Below are 17,971 nucleotides of genomic sequence, written 5' to 3' on the forward strand. Positions count from 1 at the left end.
GCCTGGGGGAAAGAATATGCAGTAATTTAATCAGGGATACCCGAAGGGACAATTGAAGCGAAGCTTATTCTCAATATTTGATTATCTCTCATATTTCTGGCATTTCTATTTTAGGTCATGTGCCCAAATATATACAATGGGGAGTTTATTTCATTAATTATTTGAAACAAAAGGGGCAATAGATCTTCAAAGAAAGAGGACTTTCCCCACCTTTAAAACGAAAAATAAACCGACCTTCCAACCTTTGGTGAATGAGGGAAATTTCTTTAGTTAACCTTGTAGCATATTAGGTGGCATTTGCCGTATGGGTAATCAATGAAGTTTTCTTTTCTGTTTTTCCTGGTTTTGTTTTTTGCAAAACAGGCATTTCCTCAGGTCCAAAGTGACCCAAATCTACTCTCAAAGCAAATTGAGCAGTATTATTCAGCGACCGGGCAAAGAATTTTGATTTTGGACAGCGATGCTTCCAAACTCAATCCAGTCCTGGAAATCGAAGACATCAATGAGCTTCCCCAATTACTCACCCAGGATTCTCCGTATTCCTATTTTGGATTCAAGGATCATTATGTGGTCATTTTCCCCTCATTTATTAAGGAAGGCTATCAGGCTAAATCAAATACCAAAGAGGGAACTTCGGTAGCACAGTCTTTTGAGGTCAGGGGAAAAATCCGTGACAATGAAATGAAAACCGTAATTCCGGGAGCGCTTTTTTCCATTCCGCAACTTGAATTGGCGGCCCAGACAGATGTGAAAGGGGAGTTTTCTATTCAGGTGCCCGAGGGAACCTATATCGGTTATTTCAGCTCGATGGGAAAGCAAACCGAACAAAAAATCCTCAAAGTTTACCGTAATCAGGAACTTGAGGTCACACTTTTCGAATCGGTGAGTGAGTTGGATTTGGTAACCGTGACTGACCGTGCGATTGATGCCAATGTCATGAGCACGCTTCCAGGTGCAACCCGGATGCCAATGGAGGAATTGAAGTTGTTGCCCCCACTTTTGGGTGAGGTGGACGTGATCAAAAGCATGCTGCTTTTGCCTGGGGTTTCTACGGTGGGAGAGGGTGCCTCCGGATTCAATGTCCGTGGAGGAGGGGTGGATCAAAACTTGATCCTGATGGATGGAGCTCCGGTCTTCAATCCTTCGCACATGTTTGGTTTTTTCAGCATCTTCAACCAAGATGCGGTCAACGACGCCACGCTCTACAAAGGCGACATTCCAGCTCAATATGGAGGAAGACTCAGTTCGGTACTGGATATCCAAACCATTTCAGGTAATACCGAAGAATGGTCGCTGAACGGCGGAGTGGGATTTTTGTCGAGCAGATTGGGAGTCAATGGTCCTTTGAATGACAAGACCCAGCTGATGGCCACGGTGCGGGCTGCTTATCCTACCTGGGTTTTGAAAAAAATTCCAAACGTCAGCGTAAGTGAAAGCAGTACCAACTTTTTGGATGGCAACTTGAGACTTGACCACCAAATTAACGAGCGAAACAGCCTAACTCTCAGTGGATACACCAGCACGGATTATTTCCGATTTGGGGCAGACACCGCTTATACCTGGCAAACGAATCTTGCGAGTCTGAAATGGAAAGCGTATTGGGGGGAGAACCTGGGAAGTGAAGTCAATCTAACCTATTCCGGGTACCGCTATTCTGTTTTGGGTGAGGGTACTCCTCTGGATTTTGAACTCAAATCCACCATAGATAACCTGGGCTTCCAGCAGCAGTTTGAATGGTCTGGAGCGAAGCTTGAAGGATTGCAATTCGGGTATCAAATCAATTCTTATCAAATGGGAATGGGTGATTTGATCCCCAATTCTGAGGAAAGTCTGGTCATCCCGGAGCAGATTCAGGATGAGAAGGGGATCGAAGGCGCTCTTTACCTTCAAATGCCTTGGAAGGTGAATGACAGACTTCAGGGACAGATTGGCTTAAGGTATTCCCATTTTGCCGCTTTAGGACCAAAAGAAGTTTATGTCTATGAATCCGGTGTCCAAATGGAACCGGAAACTATCACAGATACCTTATACTACAATTCAGGCGATGTCATCAAATCCTATGGGGGTTTTGAACCCCGGTTTACCCTGAGATATGCTTTCACGGAGGATTTTTCAGTTAAAGCTTCTGCCAATCGCAGCATCCAGTACCTGCATTTGTTGACCAATAATTTTGCTGCGGCCCCTGTTGACCTTTGGAAGCTGAGTGATTCCTACATCCAGCCTCAAAAAGCCTGGCAATACGCCCTGGGACTTTACAAAAACCTCAATCAAAACAAGATTGAAACTTCCCTGGAAGTGTACTACAAGGATATGCCGAGTATCATCGAGTACCGGGATGGAGCTCAGCTATTCCTGAATCCGACTTTGGAGACCGATTTGGTGATGGGTTCAGGATATGCCTATGGTTCAGAGTTCTTGATCAGAAAGAATTCCGGAAAGCTCAACGGCTGGATTTCTTACACCTTCAGCAGGACCTTGCGCAAAGTCGTACCTGAGTATGGCGATGCAATCAACAATGGCGAGTATTTTCCCGCCAACTGGGACCAACCCCATGACTTGACAGTCGTCACTACCTGGCAGCCTGTGAGAAGGGTATCCTTCAATGCCACTTTCAACTACCGGACTGGCAGACCGATCACCTTGCCCAGCGGAATCTATGAGATCGGAGATGATATTGTGATTGACTATCAGGAGCGAAATCAGGCACGGATTCCAGACTATCACCGGCTCGATCTGGGGATGACCTATTACTTCTACCAAAAGAAAAACAGCAATTACAAAAGCTATATCACTTTGTCTTTTTACAATGTGTATGCAAGAAGAAATGCTTTCTCGTGGTTTTTCCAACCCACCCCGGAACTTGGAATTCCTAAATCGTACCGATTGGCTGTGATCGGTACTGTGATTCCTTCTGTGACCTATAATTTTTCAATCAGATGAGAAGACTTCTGCAAAGGATGATTTTCATAGGGGCCATTCTTGGGATTTTTTCCTGCGTGGATGAGATCAACCTTTCTTTGGAGGAATCAAATCAAGCCCTGGTGATCGATGCCTGGGTCGGAAATATCCAGGAAGATACCTATGTGAAAGTCTTCCGGACTGCTCCTTATATCTCGGGAGCCAGCAATCCCCAGTATTTATCTGTTCCGATGAGGGCAGTTTATATAGAAAAATCCGACGGAGGAGTTACGAATTTCAGAGCATCCGGGACAAATGAATTTCGGCCTTCCGGAATTTTTGAACCCCAAGCCGGTGAAACTTATAGATTGGTAGTCGAGACTGCTGAAGGAGAAGTTTTTGAAAGCAACTGGGAAACCATGCCTCCATCTGTAGCTATCGAAGACATTGTTGCGGAAGCTTCTGAGCGCCAGGTTATGATCTCCTCAGGACAGACTCAGTTTTTCCAAATCAGAACTTTTGCAGAGATAAAGGCCAGAATTTCCGATCCTGGAGTTGGGGATTTGGGTTATTTGATCGAGACCTCAGGAATTGAGGAGCTGTACACAAGTTCCAGCCGTGATAACTGCGCCTGTACCTGCTATGAAAACAGGCCGAATATTTATGCTGGCATGAATGTGACCTCCAATTCCCTTTTCCAAGGCAGAAATTTTGGAGTATCCCTCGGAGAAATTCCACTCAGCTATATTGGAAAATATTACGTCAATGCCAAGATCAAAGCCGTGACCCAATCCAACTATGATTATTTGAATCAGGTGGATAAGCAGCAGCGCAATTCGGGAAGTATTTTTGATCCGGCACCTTCCCGGATTAAAGGAAATATCAAAAAGCAGGGTGAGGAGACGCAACTTGTATTGGGAAATTTTTTCCTCTTTCAGGAAAGCACCTTGGGAAAGGTACTTTTCAGAACCCAAATCAGAAAAGAATCCCTTGAGCTGAATCATACGCTTGAGGCCATACCCGCAGTTAATATCAGCTGTACGGAGTTTTATACGAATGCGACGACCATTGCCCCAACTCCTTTTCGACCATGAAGCTAGATAGCCCTGTTGGGATCTGCCCGAGTTTTGTCCTTCGTTCAGGAATTCCTGACGGAAAATGGAATGCTGTAGCTTTTGTCCGTCCTAAATTGATGATCGGATGAGAAAGACAGCTCTTTTCCTGTTCATTTTTTCCTTCGCTTTGGCTTCCTGCGTCGATGAGATTTACCTGGAAGTTCCGTCCGAAAAATCAAATCTGGTTATAGATGCCTGGCTTGGTCCAACTTCCAGCCAGTCGTATGTAAGAGTTTACCGTTCTGCTCCATTTCTATCGGGTTCTATTGCTCCTAACTACGTCAAAGTTCCGGTGACCCGAATGTATGTCGAAGTCGAAAGCGGTGAGAAAGTATATTTTCGAAATAGCCCAGATTCGGCGCTTTATTATCGGCCGGAGACTGAACGCCATTTTGAATCGGGGAAAAGGTATCGCCTGAATGTAGTGACAGATGAGGATGAGTACCAATCAGACTGGTCCCTGATGCCAGAGCCCTCTTTTTTTGACGGGTTTGAAGCAGTAGCCAAAGAAAAACCTGTCTATGTAATTTCCGGAAGTACCTTGGTTCTGGTCAATGGGGCGTCAGCTGATTTGAATGTGAATATTACCAACCCCTCAGGCGAAGAGGTAGGCTATTTGATCAATACCACAGGAGTGTCCGAGGTCTTCACGACAGGAGACGCTGAAAACTGCGTGTGCAACTGTTATATGGACGAACCATTGCTTTTCTCGGGAATGAATCTGGAGTCGAGCGGATCAGGCAACAGCCCAAAGCCGGTTACACTTGCCGAATTGGATGTCACTTCTTTGGGGAGATTTCACATTTGGTCAACGATCAAGACTATTTCCCAAGCCAACCTGGAATACCTTCAGTTGATCAATAAGCAACAGCGAAATACAGGAAGTATTTTCGATCCAGCCCCTTTCAAGATCAAGGGGAATATAAAGAGCGTTTCCAATCCTGAGAAGGAAGTGTTGGGGAACTTTATGGTTTTCCAGGAAAATGCCTTTAACCAAATGGTTTATCGATCAGCGATTTACCAGCAAAATCCGGCTTTGCCCTTTGCATTTGACGCGACGGGTCATGTGAAGTTTAACTGCAAGGAATATTATCCCTATTCGCTACCCTACACGCCCGAACCTTTCCTGCCATGAATTTTAAAGCGTTGATTTTAGCCTGTTTCTGCCTCTTTCTTCACTTCCATTCTTTTGGTCAGGAAAGTGCATTGAAAAATGCGGAACTGGAAAACTTCCTTTTGATCACAGATCAGGATGCCTACCTCAGCGGTGACCGGGTTTGGTTTGCTGCCAAGCTTCTCAAAAACCATGAAACCTACCGCTACAGCAAGCTGGCTTACATTGCTGTTTTGGATGGTTCAGGTAAGCCGATCCATCAGGAAAAAATGCTTCTGACTGGTCAGGACATGGTATATGGGGATTTGTTTATACCTGAAACGAGCCAAAGCGGAGTATTTTCCATTGTGGTTTATTCCAAATGGATGTCTAATTTTCAGGATTTTCCCATTGCGAAAAAGGAATTTCTGGTAGCGAATCCCAATTCCCCGAAACCTGAAGGAGAGCCGGCTTTGTTTTGGGAGCAAATTCCCTTTGAGAATGCTCCTGTCAGTTTCTATCACACCTCAGACCGGCCGGAAGTAGTTGAAATTCAGGACAAATCCGGGAAGACACTTGAAGTCATGGAAGCAGTGGCACCGATGCAAAAGACCCTCTCCAAAGTCAAATTGTCAGAAGGTTACCGATTGCTGTTTAGAAACACCGAATACTCCATTGAGCCGGAGAAATGGTATTGGGATCCGGCTGAATTTTCTCTGTCTTCCAATTTGGGTCAGAGAGATTACAGGGTAGTCACCCACTCGGATTGGGATATTTTGGAGGAGGTCAGAGTAAATGGACCGAAGACATTGCTCAAAAAGGACTTGTATCAAAACCTGAATTCCTTCCAGATCTCTGTGGTCAAAGGATCCGGTGAACTGATCTGGAGCTATCAAGTGCAGCTGGCAGCCAGGAATTCAGGACAAATGCAAATTAGCTCGAAAGGAAAAACCGGGGAAGAGTTACAGCTTGATCTGTTTGGGTTTACAGCGCAATTTGACAACGGGATCGTGTTGGCAAGCGAAGAGGAAGATGCCCAAATCACGGATTTTGTGGAAATCTTAAACCATCCCAATTGGAAAAACCTAAGCGGAGGAAATAAAGAATCCAATTTGATCTCTGCCTTGGGAAAAGAGGTGGAAAGCCCGCTTTTGCTCAAGGACTACAGTCCGATGTTTGATTACAAAGTATGGTCGACAGATATCCATTCCCGTTTCAAAAGTTCGGTTCAGCCTTCAGATTTCACCTTTACAGTTTCTGAGCAGGTTTTGGAACAGTTGATCAACCGCAAGGTGTATCGGGATCATTTTGAAATCTCCGAGGAAGTGGTGGAGCTCCAATCGCCATTCACGGCGGACAGAGTGTATTACCTTCAGGACTACGGGGAATTCCCGGATTTGGAATCCCTGATCAAAGAAATTGTGCCTCAGGTCCGTCTAAAAAAGACATCAAACGGAACCGGAAAGGTAATCTTCATCGCCAATACGGACAATGAAAATGTGAAATTCAACAAGAAGCCTTTGATTTTGGTTGACTTCTATCGGCCCTTGTCCCTGGAGGAAGTTTGGAAATTGGATATTCTTTCCCTGGACCGAATCGAGTTGTATTATCATCGCTCCACTGTGGAATCTACCAATTTGGGTGAATCAGTCGGGGACGGTCTGATCGTTTTTTACACCAAAAACAACGAGTACTTTCTGAAAAACAACCTACCCAAAGAAAGGTATTTCCTATCAGATGTGAGCGTGCCAAGGCGACCGGATTATTCCGGCACCAATTCCAAGGTAATCAGTGCTAATCCGTTGCAGTTTTTGGAATCAGGCTTAACTTTTAATCGGGGAAGAAGCAAATCCGGAAACCTGCTTTTTGATACTGCAGGCAATTGGTTGGTGGAGGCTTGGCTTTTCGGGAATTCTGAATTTGAAAGGATTCAAAAGAGGGTGGAGATAGATCCATGAAAAGTGGAAGCTCAATTGCAAATTGGTAAGGATATTTGGGTGGAATTGTAAACTCGGCCAGTGCCCAATTGAATTATCTGGACACGTTGGGTCTTTCATGTTTGGCAAACTTTACCAACTTTTCAATCAAAATAATTAAGTAAGATAACTTTCCGATGAAGCGATTTTTAGCAATAGCTCTATGTTTAGTGTCATGTCAAGTAGATTCTGGACATTTGTCAGAAGCAAATGATTACTTCGTCGAATATTTACTTACACATGAGATTGCTTATTTAGACAGTAGTTATCAATATTTGAGGTCAGAAGGATATTTAAATGGCGAAAAGCTGGACCATCAAAATATTGATTTAATTACCTCTGTATTATTGTACACGAAGAAATATGATGAATTGGAAGGATTGCTTAAAGCTGACAATAAGTTAGAAGGTTATAAAAAAGACTTCACATTGAATCTTACACTTGCGTTGAAAACTTATAAAGAAGATAGTGTTGAATCAAGAGGCTATATATTAGCAAATTTGAAAATGGTGAAAAATGAAATAGCTTCTAATCCACATGATTCGGTATTATGGGTTAACTATTTTGCCACGAGGATATATTTGGATGGAAAGGAACAGACTATACAAGAAGTAGATAGTCTTAAATCAATTAGCAAAACTTTTTCAGATTCCTTTTACGAAAATACTTTGATTGATTTTATTGAGGAGTATCCAAAAGAACTGATGTTTGATAAGATAGAATATTAACTTTCGAGAACATAATAAACCTTCTTGGAAGCCTTTGGCATTGTCCTCCCTATGGGTGAAAATGGACTTGATTAGGACTAGATCTAAGTTGTAACTGCACTTTTAAGTAAATCCAAATTTGTAATTTGCTTAACGTGATGATTTATATCCTATTCAGTTCATCTAATTTCAAATTTGTAAGGATATTAGGGTAGGACTAGGCGTTAAGGAATCTTCCTGTGGAAGATTTTAGCCTTGGGCCGGGAAGTAGGGGAGGCAAACTTCACCCGGCTCCAAATTGAACTTCAAAGGCGCTGAGAAGGAACTAAGGCTAGTGGTGGAATTTCCACACATGCTACCACGTCACCAAAGCAATCGCAAGAGCCTGCCTGCATCAATAATCATGTTTTTCGTGACGGATATCCCGAAAAGTCAACAATAGAGATGCACTTCATTCTATTTTGCAATCAAAAAATCTATGCGTACAACCTTTTTCCTTGCTGCGATTCTGTTTTTCTATCAGATTTCTCAGGGGCAATCCTTGCGAAGTGACGAACGCATCGATAAACCAGTTCACTTCCGTCTTGCTTACATGGGTACTTTAAGTTATCCCGGAGTGAAAGCCGGGGTTGAGTATCCAATACTAACAAAACATTATTTGAATCTAGTAGATTCACTTTTTGTTCTCACAAAAACGAAACAAAGAAGCTTAACCTTAAATCTGGGATGGTATCATCACAAAACTTTTCATAGCAATTATATTCTGACTGTCGGTTACTTATGGCGAAGAACCAACAAAGGAGGTTGGTTCGCTGACATAGAGCCACAGCTGGGAATAAGCAGAACATTTATTGACGGTACTGTTTATTCGGTTGATCCGAACAATGTGGTAAACAAAATACAATTAGCGGGGGATTGGTTTCTTGCATCCCAGCTATCATTTTCTGTTGGCAAAGAATTACTACTTGCAAAAAATGAGGTGCCCATTAAAATCTACTTACGCCCTACATTAATACTATTAACACCGTACAACAACTTCATTTATGTAAGACCATCGGTGGAAATTGGAGCAATTTATGACTTCAAAGGTTTATGGAAAGTAAGGTCAACGGATACAAAAATATTTAAATAGATAAAAACAATGAGAGGTTACATTAAACGGATATACAAGTCAATAATCTTAGTCGTGGTTACTGCCACCATCCCGATAATTGGCTGTCAACAAGAAGAAATCCCCTTTTCAAAAAACGAAAATGAAACTTTTTATGTCGAGCACCTAGATTCGAAGTTGCGTGTGCAAATGAGGGGCAATACGCTTTCGGACAAAATAGTTTTAACAGTTCATGGAGGCCCAGGTGGATCTTCATATTACCTTAGTTACCTTGATGAAATGAAGGAGCTTGAGCAAGACTATGCCATTGCCTATTGGGATCAGCCAATGGCGGGCAGTAGTCAGGGAAACAATGTTGGGTTTAAAGTAGATGACATCGCTGAAGGCCTTCGCAAAATTATCGTCACGCTGAAGAACAGGTATGGGAATTCAAAAAAAGTAATTTTGTATTCCGAGAGTTGGGGTGGAATTATTAGTACAGCATTTCTTACTAAAGGCAACAACCAACTTTTAGTGAATGGCTGGATTAATTCCGATGGACCTCACGACTTTAACTTGATGGACAGAGAAATTGTAAAAATGGCGATTCATGTAGGTAGTGAAGAAATCGCTAAAGGAAACAATGTGGAAACATGGTCACCCATAATTGAATATTGCGAACAACACAATCCATGTTGCAATACTTACGAAGAATCACAAAAACTCAATGAGCTTTTAGGCGATGCTGAATACCTTATCGATACGGTCGTGCAGGTTGAATTTAATACAATCGATATCTTTTGGAGTGAGATGCTTGATAATAATGCCCCCTTCACCGCGTCAGGGTTTAATCTTTTTTCAAATAATATTAATGGAGTAGAGAAAGATGCCTGGAGTAAGGATTATACCAAAGCAGTTGCTGGTATTAAGGTACCACTTTTACTATTGTGGGGAAAGTATGATTTCATAGTTCCTCCAGCAGTGGCTGATAGTTTGTTGAGCAATGTTCAATCGGCTAAAAAGCAATTGGTGTTATTGGAAAGAAGCGGACATAATGGCTTTTTACAAGAACCTCAACTATATTGGCCTGCGATGAAGGAATTCTTAAACGAGCTATGACACGGTTGAGCGACTACTTCAAATTCCAACTCTCTTTCTGGACTATCTTACCTCTATTTTATGCTTTGAAAGAGCGAGATCTTTCATGGAAGTGGGCTCTTATTCAATTTTTAGTTTTCTCTATCGCAGGTTTTTCAATCACGCATTTTTATCGCAACAGTATAAATAGACAAGAGTTTCCTTATGACAACTCCCTAATAGTTGGTTGGCGAATAGTAAGCACACTTTGCCTGTTAAGTTTGGCTGTTGTAGCTTATGATTTTACTGTAGATCAATATTATTACAAGAAGGGTTTTAACCAGGATGAACTATATTATCTTACGTTGGCCGGATATTATCTTGATGGGTTTGTCATCTTTTTACCTTGGTTTTTGATTTTTCACTTGTACAAATACGGAAAAACAATTGGCCAACTGAATACCTTGCATATCCAACAAAAGGTGGAATTGCAACAGGCACAACTTCATGTTGTTTTAAACAAGCTTAATCCTCACTTTTTGTTTAACACGCTAAACACTATTCGTTGGTTAATTTCAAAGGATAAAGAAGTAGCACGCCAAGCATTGAATGAACTTTCGGAGATAATGAGGTATTCCACCCGACAGACCTCGTCTTCGTTAGTTACGCTTGAAGAGGAACTATTAATTGTAGAAAAGTATCTTAAAATTGAGCATTGGCGATTTGATGATAATTTGGATTATGAATTAGTATGCCCGGCTCAGCTATTAGCCAAGCGGATTGCACCTTTTCTGATTCTGAACCTTGTAGAGAATGCTGTGAAGCACGGAATAAGCCAACACTTAAATGGAGGTATAGTGGAGATCAGAATTTTTGAGTATGATAATTATTTGAATATTGAGGTATCTAATCCAGGCAAAATCGCTGACCTTCAATCGGGCTTCGGACTAACAAGCGTGAGCAAGCTATTGAAAATATTGTTCGGAAAAGACTCTAACATATCGATTGAACAACGTGGCGACAAAGTAATTACAGCTATTAAATTGCGCGACCATGCCCTTTAAAATTTCTACCATTGTCATTGATGATGAAAGGCCAGCCCGTGAGGAAATCATTAACTTGCTAAGCGAGTATAAGGACATTGAGATTCTTGCGGTTTGTAGGAATGCCCTTGAAGCTAAAATAGAAATCGAGAAGCGAAGTCCGGACGTAATTTTTCTGGACATCAACATGCCAAAAAGAAATGGTTTTGATTTATTGGCCGACCTGAAGATAATACCGCAAACCGTTTTTGTAACTGCTTATGATGAGTTTGCGGTTAAAGCCTTTGAAGAAAATGCACTTGATTATTTGCTCAAGCCTGTTATGAAGGAAAGGTTGGACAAAACAATTAGAAAACTTCGGCAAATCTTCTTTATCAACAAGCCATCGGAAAATACGTTATTTAAAAATTTATTTATTCGCGATAAGGGTGATTTCTATATTGTCAAACTCAGCGAAGTGTTTCTGATTGAATCATGCGGCAACTTCATAAAGATTCATTTTGGAAGAGACAAAACTGTACTGCAGCCATATACATTAAAAGAGGCCTCATTTTTTCTTCAGAAATCTTCTTTCATAAGGATCAATAACAAGCAAATCCTCAATATTGACTATGTCGACAAGTTTTCTATTGCCACGTCCCGAAGATTAAAAATTATTTTGAAGAATTCGAACGAATCCTTTTTCACATCATCACGTAAATCCGCAGAGATCCAGAAACAATTGAGAAGTAAGTTGTTGAGCCGTTGAAAGATATGCATCTTACGAAATCGAACACACTTTGGCAGGCAGCACAGCCGACCCTTATCCCCAACTGAGAGTAGAAAGAACATGGTTTGGACGCTGGGCGTGGTTGCTTACCCTGCCTGCCGGCCATTGGTTTGGGTAATTTCCTTGGAGTCAAATTGATTGACTTCACTTAATCGATTGATTTTTTATCGCCTTGCAAATCCAGAAACCTTGGAGGATTCTGATTCCCTTGAAGGTTCCTTTATTATGTTTCCATCCTCATCGGTCAGGTAATACGTGTCCTCTTTAGGTACGATCTTGTCTTCCTCCAGATCCACTTCGGGGGCAGGTTCATCGATAACGGCTCCTTCTTTGTCGTTCAGATCATTGTCCTCTCTTTTTGGAAATTCTCTGTTGCCGTATTCTTTTTCTGGATCAGAAATTTCATTGTCCCGCCTCTTTGGGTCTAAGATTTCCGGATCATTTTCTTCGGCAATGGGATTCTGCTTACTATCCATATTGCTGTCCCGATGGAGAGCTTGAGTAGTTGGAGCCAAATCTTCAGAGAAATACGGACTATCGAAATCACGCCTCCGATAGAGGTGTCTAGTCGGTACAAGTCGGGACCTGTTGGAGATTTCAACATTGGAGTGTGATTCTGTGTGAGATGGGGTAGTATTCATGGTTATTTTATTTGTGGTTCAGTACATAAAATTCAATAGTCAGACCGAAAACACGGTTCATATTCGAATAGGAATATTGTGGGGTAAAATCTTTTTTCTGCACTATTTTATTTCGAGTAACCCTGCCTGAACTTTATTTACTCTTGAGGTAAAAAGAATTGAACTGAACAGAAAATCCGCAGAATGGGCAATTTGGGTAACACTTTGACCCACAGGCTTTGGCAAAATCACCTTAAAAAGCTGAACTATTGCCGATTCCAAACTTTCCCAAGTGTTGTAATTGAAGAGAGTATGAAGTATTTCTCTTTAATTCAGTTGAAGTCTGAATTAGAAAATAAGCAGCACTTGGTTTGGTTGAAGGTTTAGTTGTGTTTTGAGAAATTGAAAAATTAAGCGTTATATCAATTTGAAATGGGAGCGGGGTTTCTGGAAAATTTGGAATTTTTTGATTCATACAAACTCCTGCTGCTGGCATTAGGATTGGCGATACTCTCCGCCACCTATCTACCCAGAGTTCTGTCTTCCTTTCCTGTTTCCATGCCCATGGTAGTTTTGGGAATGGGGCTTTTTGCAAGTTTATTTCCCCTCAATATTGACCCGGATTTCATGTATTCCAATACCAAGCTTTTGGAGCATGTGACAGAAATAGCGGTTCTCATTGCCCTGATGGAAGCAGGAGTGAAGATTGACCGACTGTTTGATTGGAAATCATGGAGAATTACTTGGAGACTATTGAGCATCACAATGCCACTCACCATTTTGCTCGTTTGGGTGGCCGGATGGTGGGTTGGAGGTCTTGCCTCTGTTACAGCTTTGTTGTTGGGATCGGTGATCGCTCCGACAGATCCGGTTTTGGCAAGTGATATCCAAGTAGGAGGACCAAATCAAGGAGCAAAAGATGAAGAATCCGGAAAAGCAGAGTCCGAACCAAAACTGGAGGAAGATGAGGTAAGATTTTCACTTACTTCAGAAGCAGGGCTAAATGATGGCTTGGCCTTCCCTTTTACCTATTTGGCGATTTTCATTGCGGCTTCTGGCTTTAGTCAGGAGTTAGTTTTGTCCTGGTTTGCCACTCATTTCATTTATAAAATTGCTATTGGTTTGGCCATAGGATATTTCGGAGGGCGGCTAGCTGGAAAGTATTTGCTGTCTATTCCAGTATATAGCGATCATTCCAAGTCAATTTCGGGATTGGCATCTTTGGCACTAACACTTATCCTTTATGGGATCACTGAGCTTTTTGCAGGGTATGGGTTTATAGCTGTTTTCGTCGGAGCAATTGCTCTGCGGAAATTTGATCCTGACCATTTACAACATTCTCACTTGCATAACTTTATTGAAAAAACCCAACGGATCATGACCAGTTGTATGATTCTTATATTTGGAATTATAATAGGCCAGGGCTTTTTGACAAATGTTACCTTGCCGGAGATCATTATTACTGGATTGATTGTCTTTTTTATTCGACCAATAGCCGGAATGCTTGGTCTGTTGGGAACGAAGCTTCCAAAAATGGAAAAGTGGGCAATCAGTTTCCTGGGCCTAAGGGGGATTGGTTCGCTGTATTATTTCTATTACGCCATAAATAATCAAGAATTTGAGGGCAAAAACTCCGTATTGAATATCGTAGTTCTCACCATTTTATTTTCAATAATAATCCATGGCTTGATGGCCCCATTGATAATGAAGCGCCTGGAGTCTGAATCGATGGAGAAATAACCATCACTAAATTGATTTTGAATTCCTGGAATAACTTTTAAATGGCACGATTCACTTTTTTGAAATGGAACTAAAGAACGGCCAGTGAAATGTTGTCTATATAGTCGCCATACTGACTTTTATAGAACACTTTATTTTCAATGGACGTAATGACTGCCGCTCCAAAATCCGACTCTGTTATTTCGGAGATCATGTTTAAAGCACCAGGACTGAATACATTGATTTCCATCAACTTATTTCCTACGATATCCACCCCGACTAGAAACATCCCATCCTCGATTAGCTTGGGTTTTAAAACTTTTACCAGATCCAGCATTTCCTGATTTACCTCTGCAATGTCTCCTCTGCCTCCCACGTGCAGGTTGCTTCTAATATCCCCTTCCTTGTTGATTCTTCTCAATGCTGCATATTTCCCTTTGACCTGCAAGGGAAGGCCATTCATCAAAAAGAATCGGGTATCACCATTGACCGCATCAGGTAGATATTCCTGAGCAATCACAAATCCATCCAGTGAAATTGCCTCAATGATCTGATTCATATTTGATTTGGAGTTTTTGTCAACAACAAAAATATTTTTGCCTCCGGAACCTTGTAAAGGCTTCAATATCATCTTTTGCTTTTGCTCCACATAGAATTGCTCAATTTCTTGGGGGTCTCTAGTGATGATGGTGCGAGGTCTTAGAATCTCGGGAAAATGCTGGAAATACATTTTGTTGATGGCATTGGCGAGACTTTGGGGATGGTTCAACACAATTACCCCATCGCGCAAGGCAATCTGTCCGAAGATATAAGGAGCATTTTGTGCCCAATTCCGATGGTTGATATCTTCGGAGGGATCATTTCTCAAAAACAGAACATCCAGATCTACAGAACTTACTGTCTGGGGTTCTGAATTCAAAACTGCTTTAAGAAAAGTTTCCTTTGATTTAAAGGTTTGCTCACCTACTGTTCTGGATTTTACCAGCATATGACCATCTGCTGAATACCCTAGGTCTCCAACTCCCGCGATATAGACTTTATGCCCTCGCTTATGTGCAGTCAAGGCAAGATAAATGGTGGTATATCCAGGCTTTTCGGTTTTTACGTCGTTGACTATGAATGCGATTTTCATGTGATATTTGGGTTTAGGTAGCTAAGTCTTGTAGTGGCACCAAGGTTTTTATTTTTTCCATCCTCAATTGAGTTTCCTCAGAACTGAGAAATGCAGGTAGCATTGGCTTTTTAAGTATTCTCAAATGAGTCAGTTCTTCAATCAAGGGCAGATGGTTCAATGCAAATTTTCCACTATATAGCAATGAAAGATTTCCTCCCCGTTGGAGATAAGCGAGGACCCGTATCAGTCCTTTGAGATAAATCCAGTCTTTGGTATAACCTCCGCCCCGATGGACCCGCATACTGATGATGAAGGCTGTTTCGCTTTTAAAGCCATATTCTTTCCATAGTAGATTAAAGGTCTCAATGAAATCTCCTCCTTTGATCAACGTATCCACAGCGATTACTCTTGCAGCCAAAAGCTTAAGCCGGTTGATATCCAATCCTCCTACTAAATATTCCGATAGCACAGCAATTCCTTCTTGTGTTTCCTCATATCCTGCAAAGCCCGAATACATCAATCCAAGTGGCTGAGCATGTCCATTGCAATATGTAAGCAGGTGTGTGCCCACCTCATGTTGGATCAGTGCTTCCATTCTGGCAGCACTGATTTTCAGATTTTTCCCGATGGATAATTCTGAACCGGAGACTATCAACCCATTGACATTGTCTTTTATTTTGACACAAAGGCTGATTTCCGGAAAATAGGGGCGGTATTTATTCAATTCTGCTTCTGCAGCACGGGCAAATTCCACTGCATTCACTGTTTTAAATTCATGTTGCTCATTTTCCAAGCCATTGTTTAGCAAGGACAGGGCACAGTCTCTAACATCATTTCCCACTTCGCCAAAAACACTTGAACTCGTATGAAGAAACTGCCGGGTTCCCCGTTCTTCCAACATGATCAGCTGCTTTTCCAGCTCCATCCTTTTATCCCTCTGCAAAAAGGCTAAGGTTGGATGATCAATGTTTTCGATACTTAGGTTAAAAAGTTTTCTCTTTTCAAGTTCCGGATCCAGGGAAATCAACCGGTAGGTGAAATTGGGGAGCTTGGAAAATTTGTTTTCCTTGAATTTTAGCCATTCCTCTGTGGTGTTCACCGGGGTGACCATCAGGATAAAATCTAACTTTTCGCTGATTTTGGATATGGCTTTATCCGCTGACAGGACAAGATTATCCAGTCGTGTTTTTCCAAGGCTGAGGTAATGTTCAAATTTGTTATCGGACTGTAAGCGAACAAACTCATAGGCGGCGAGCTTAATGACACCGGCAAACTTTCTGCTCATTTTTCGATAAAACATGGGGTACTCCAGTCGTTTTTCAACATCTCTGAAAAGTGTCGGTAAAGCGATTCCCAAAAGGATTGTTCCTGTCTTTTTGAGGACATCCATAGCGATGAGCGGTCCTAAATTATCCGGATGACGCAGGGCAGACCCCTTGAGAATGATCTGAAGTCCAGGCAGTTGTTTTTTGAAGTCAGAAAAGCCTTTTTGCAATGCTTCTACCGTTGGGGAGGCTTTTTTTCCGGGATACCAAATCTCAATATCCTTATGATCTGAGAATTGGTCATTGTTCCAGATTTCGAGAATCATGAAAGATTTGAAGTCTGAAATGGCTGCCTCTATCAATTTCTTAAGCAACTCACTGACATCCAAATCGGCATTTATAATCAAATAGGCACCTTGGGTTTTGATTAAAGAAGAAAGGTAAAACTCCGGGGAATTTGAAAATCGGTAAACACAGATAAAGGGTAGTTTTTGATCAATAACCAACCTGCCTTCCAAAGGAAGATCCATGAATATGCTTTCACCTTTTTCGAAGGAGTAGCCAATGGATGTAATCAAGGAGGGATCAATCATGCTAGATTAGTTTCGATTTCATTTAGTGCTTTCAATACCGGCGCGATAGACGATTCAATCAATGCTGAAATGAGGTTTATGTCTTTTTCAAAACCTCGTCCGGAATGCTCATCCATGAAGATTTTTTTGACCTCAATGCTTATGGGGCAGATAGCTTTTCCATATCGCTCAAGCAACCACTTGCCGAAATATCCTCCCTTAAACTTTACATTTTCCCGCACGTCAAGGTTGCGGCCGGCGTAGTTGAAATTTCGGAAGGAGTGTAGCAACGTGTCAACAACTGGATGCCATACTTCGCGGTCCATATTTTGGGTGCCCAGATTGATTTCCGGATTTTCCATAGGATCTGCTTCGCTATCTATTCCATCCCTGCGGTAATTGTAACTGTGGATATCATACACAATTTGTACCCTGTTTTGGGCAAATAATTCATCAAAATAGCTTGTGGCAGCTTTGTAAAAGTCATCATACAACTTCAATGACCTTTCCAAAACATCCTGGGGAAGTTTGTCTTTCCAAACCTCAAGTCCCCAGGCATCTTCCGGTATCTGATACACGGCCTTTTCCCTTGGCCTGTTCACGTCAGCTTCAAATCGGGAATGGTTGACAATGATCCTGTTATCCGAAAAATCTGTCCAAAAAGCTGTAAATGGATCTTCTTCCCTCAACCTTGCTGCATCTCCTAAGGCGAATAAACTTTTCAGTTCATTCCTGACCTTATGCCCGTCATGAATGGCAGTAATCACCAGAGGGGAATTTCCTTTAATAAAAGTAAAGTTGGTAGCCATAGGTAACTCTTTTGTTTAGAGTTTACCAAAACCCTGCCGCTAAATGGCTCTGATTCGGTCGGAAGACTCGATTGAAAAATTCTTAAAAGCCAAATCCCGTCGAA

At 41.7% G+C, this 17,971-nt stretch carries 14 protein-coding genes; 10 read left to right on the forward strand and 4 right to left on the reverse strand.

The window, feature by feature from the left end; translation table 11 throughout:
- Positions 1-315 precede the first annotated feature (315 nt).
- The 9 genes from B0E43_RS16535 to B0E43_RS16575 all read left to right on the forward strand — a co-directional run bounded on the left by B0E43_RS16535 (position 316) and on the right by B0E43_RS16575 (position 11,747).
- Positions 316-2,940, forward strand: coding sequence for a TonB-dependent receptor domain-containing protein (locus tag B0E43_RS16535; RefSeq protein WP_077351779.1), 2,625 nt, complete (start codon positions 316-318; stop codon positions 2,938-2,940).
- Positions 2,937-3,992 (forward strand): DUF4249 domain-containing protein, encoded by a 1,056-nt coding sequence (locus B0E43_RS16540; RefSeq protein ID WP_077351790.1) that lies wholly within the window; start codon positions 2,937-2,939, stop codon positions 3,990-3,992. Before B0E43_RS16535 ends, B0E43_RS16540 begins: the two co-directional genes overlap by 4 nt.
- Before the next feature lie 106 nt (positions 3,993-4,098).
- Positions 4,099-5,148 (forward strand): DUF4249 family protein, encoded by a 1,050-nt coding sequence (locus B0E43_RS16545; RefSeq protein ID WP_077351799.1) that lies wholly within the window; start codon positions 4,099-4,101, stop codon positions 5,146-5,148.
- Positions 5,145-7,064 (forward strand): hypothetical protein, encoded by a 1,920-nt coding sequence (locus tag B0E43_RS16550; RefSeq protein WP_077351801.1) that lies wholly within the window; start codon positions 5,145-5,147, stop codon positions 7,062-7,064. Before B0E43_RS16545 ends, B0E43_RS16550 begins: the two co-directional genes overlap by 4 nt.
- Before the next feature lie 155 nt (positions 7,065-7,219).
- The gene (locus tag B0E43_RS16555) at positions 7,220-7,810 is read left to right on the forward strand and encodes a hypothetical protein (RefSeq protein WP_077351803.1); all 591 of its coding nucleotides are present in this window, start codon (positions 7,220-7,222) and stop codon (positions 7,808-7,810) included.
- Positions 7,811-8,267: 457 nt separating this feature from the next.
- Positions 8,268-8,921: a hypothetical protein gene (locus B0E43_RS16560; protein WP_077351805.1), complete on the forward strand. Its 654-nt coding sequence runs from the start codon at positions 8,268-8,270 to the stop codon at positions 8,919-8,921.
- A 54-nt stretch (positions 8,922-8,975) separates the two neighbouring features.
- Entirely contained in the window at positions 8,976-9,998 is a 1,023-nt protein-coding gene (locus B0E43_RS16565) for an alpha/beta fold hydrolase (RefSeq protein WP_168171961.1), read from the forward strand.
- Positions 9,999-10,063: 65 nt separating this feature from the next.
- The gene (locus B0E43_RS16570) at positions 10,064-11,020 is read left to right on the forward strand and encodes a sensor histidine kinase (protein ID WP_217349178.1); all 957 of its coding nucleotides are present in this window, start codon (positions 10,064-10,066) and stop codon (positions 11,018-11,020) included.
- Positions 11,010-11,747 (forward strand): LytTR family DNA-binding domain-containing protein, encoded by a 738-nt coding sequence (locus B0E43_RS16575; protein WP_077351811.1) that lies wholly within the window; start codon positions 11,010-11,012, stop codon positions 11,745-11,747. The genes B0E43_RS16570 and B0E43_RS16575 overlap by 11 nt, the downstream gene beginning before the upstream one ends.
- Before the next feature lie 185 nt (positions 11,748-11,932).
- Here B0E43_RS16575 and B0E43_RS16580 read toward each other — a convergent pair whose 3' ends face one another.
- Positions 11,933-12,409 carry a hypothetical protein gene (locus tag B0E43_RS16580; RefSeq protein WP_139352799.1) on the reverse strand — a complete coding sequence of 159 codons (477 nt, stop codon included), beginning with the start codon at positions 12,407-12,409 and terminating at the stop codon, positions 11,933-11,935.
- Positions 12,410-12,820: 411 nt separating this feature from the next.
- Between B0E43_RS16580 and B0E43_RS16585 the strand changes: the two genes are divergently transcribed.
- Positions 12,821-14,128 carry a sodium:proton antiporter gene (locus B0E43_RS16585; protein WP_077351814.1) on the forward strand — a complete coding sequence of 436 codons (1,308 nt, stop codon included), beginning with the start codon at positions 12,821-12,823 and terminating at the stop codon, positions 14,126-14,128.
- Positions 14,129-14,198: 70 nt separating this feature from the next.
- Here B0E43_RS16585 and B0E43_RS16590 read toward each other — a convergent pair whose 3' ends face one another.
- The 3 genes from B0E43_RS16590 to B0E43_RS16600 are packed head-to-tail and all read right to left on the reverse strand — an operon-like array spanning position 14,199 to position 17,867.
- Positions 14,199-15,239 carry a glutathione synthetase gene (locus B0E43_RS16590; RefSeq protein WP_077351816.1) on the reverse strand — a complete coding sequence of 347 codons (1,041 nt, stop codon included), beginning with the start codon at positions 15,237-15,239 and terminating at the stop codon, positions 14,199-14,201.
- A gap of 13 nt (positions 15,240-15,252) precedes the next feature.
- The gene (locus B0E43_RS16595) at positions 15,253-17,079 is read right to left on the reverse strand and encodes a flavohemoglobin expression-modulating QEGLA motif protein (RefSeq protein ID WP_077351818.1); all 1,827 of its coding nucleotides are present in this window, start codon (positions 17,077-17,079) and stop codon (positions 15,253-15,255) included.
- The gene (locus tag B0E43_RS16600) at positions 17,076-17,867 is read right to left on the reverse strand and encodes an N-formylglutamate amidohydrolase (protein ID WP_077351820.1); all 792 of its coding nucleotides are present in this window, start codon (positions 17,865-17,867) and stop codon (positions 17,076-17,078) included. Before B0E43_RS16600 ends, B0E43_RS16595 begins: the two co-directional genes overlap by 4 nt.
- Positions 17,868-17,971: the final 104 nt, after the last annotated feature.

The sequence above is a fragment of the Algoriphagus sp. A40 genome (assembly GCF_002002735.1).
GTDB lineage: Bacteria > Bacteroidota > Bacteroidia > Cytophagales > Cyclobacteriaceae > Algoriphagus.

Excerpts from the sequence above, each read along its gene's own strand:
- B0E43_RS16575 (WP_077351811.1), top strand. The coding sequence starts at position 11,010 with ATGCCCTTTAAAATTTCTACCATTGTCATTGATGATGAAAGGCCAGCC.
- B0E43_RS16555 (WP_077351803.1), top strand. The coding sequence starts at position 7,220 with ATGAAGCGATTTTTAGCAATAGCTCTATGTTTAGTGTCATGTCAAGTA.
- B0E43_RS16595 (WP_077351818.1), bottom strand. The coding sequence starts at position 17,079 with ATGATTGATCCCTCCTTGATTACATCCATTGGCTACTCCTTCGAAAAA.
- B0E43_RS16580 (WP_139352799.1), bottom strand. The coding sequence starts at position 12,409 with ATGAATACTACCCCATCTCACACAGAATCACACTCCAATGTTGAAATC.
- B0E43_RS16540 (WP_077351790.1), top strand. The coding sequence starts at position 2,937 with ATGAGAAGACTTCTGCAAAGGATGATTTTCATAGGGGCCATTCTTGGG.
- B0E43_RS16585 (WP_077351814.1), top strand. The coding sequence starts at position 12,821 with ATGGGAGCGGGGTTTCTGGAAAATTTGGAATTTTTTGATTCATACAAA.
- B0E43_RS16600 (WP_077351820.1), bottom strand. The coding sequence starts at position 17,867 with ATGGCTACCAACTTTACTTTTATTAAAGGAAATTCCCCTCTGGTGATT.
- B0E43_RS16560 (WP_077351805.1), top strand. The coding sequence starts at position 8,268 with ATGCGTACAACCTTTTTCCTTGCTGCGATTCTGTTTTTCTATCAGATT.
- B0E43_RS16535 (WP_077351779.1), top strand. The coding sequence starts at position 316 with ATGAAGTTTTCTTTTCTGTTTTTCCTGGTTTTGTTTTTTGCAAAACAG.
- B0E43_RS16545 (WP_077351799.1), top strand. The coding sequence starts at position 4,099 with ATGAGAAAGACAGCTCTTTTCCTGTTCATTTTTTCCTTCGCTTTGGCT.
- B0E43_RS16550 (WP_077351801.1), top strand. The coding sequence starts at position 5,145 with ATGAATTTTAAAGCGTTGATTTTAGCCTGTTTCTGCCTCTTTCTTCAC.
- B0E43_RS16590 (WP_077351816.1), bottom strand. The coding sequence starts at position 15,239 with ATGAAAATCGCATTCATAGTCAACGACGTAAAAACCGAAAAGCCTGGA.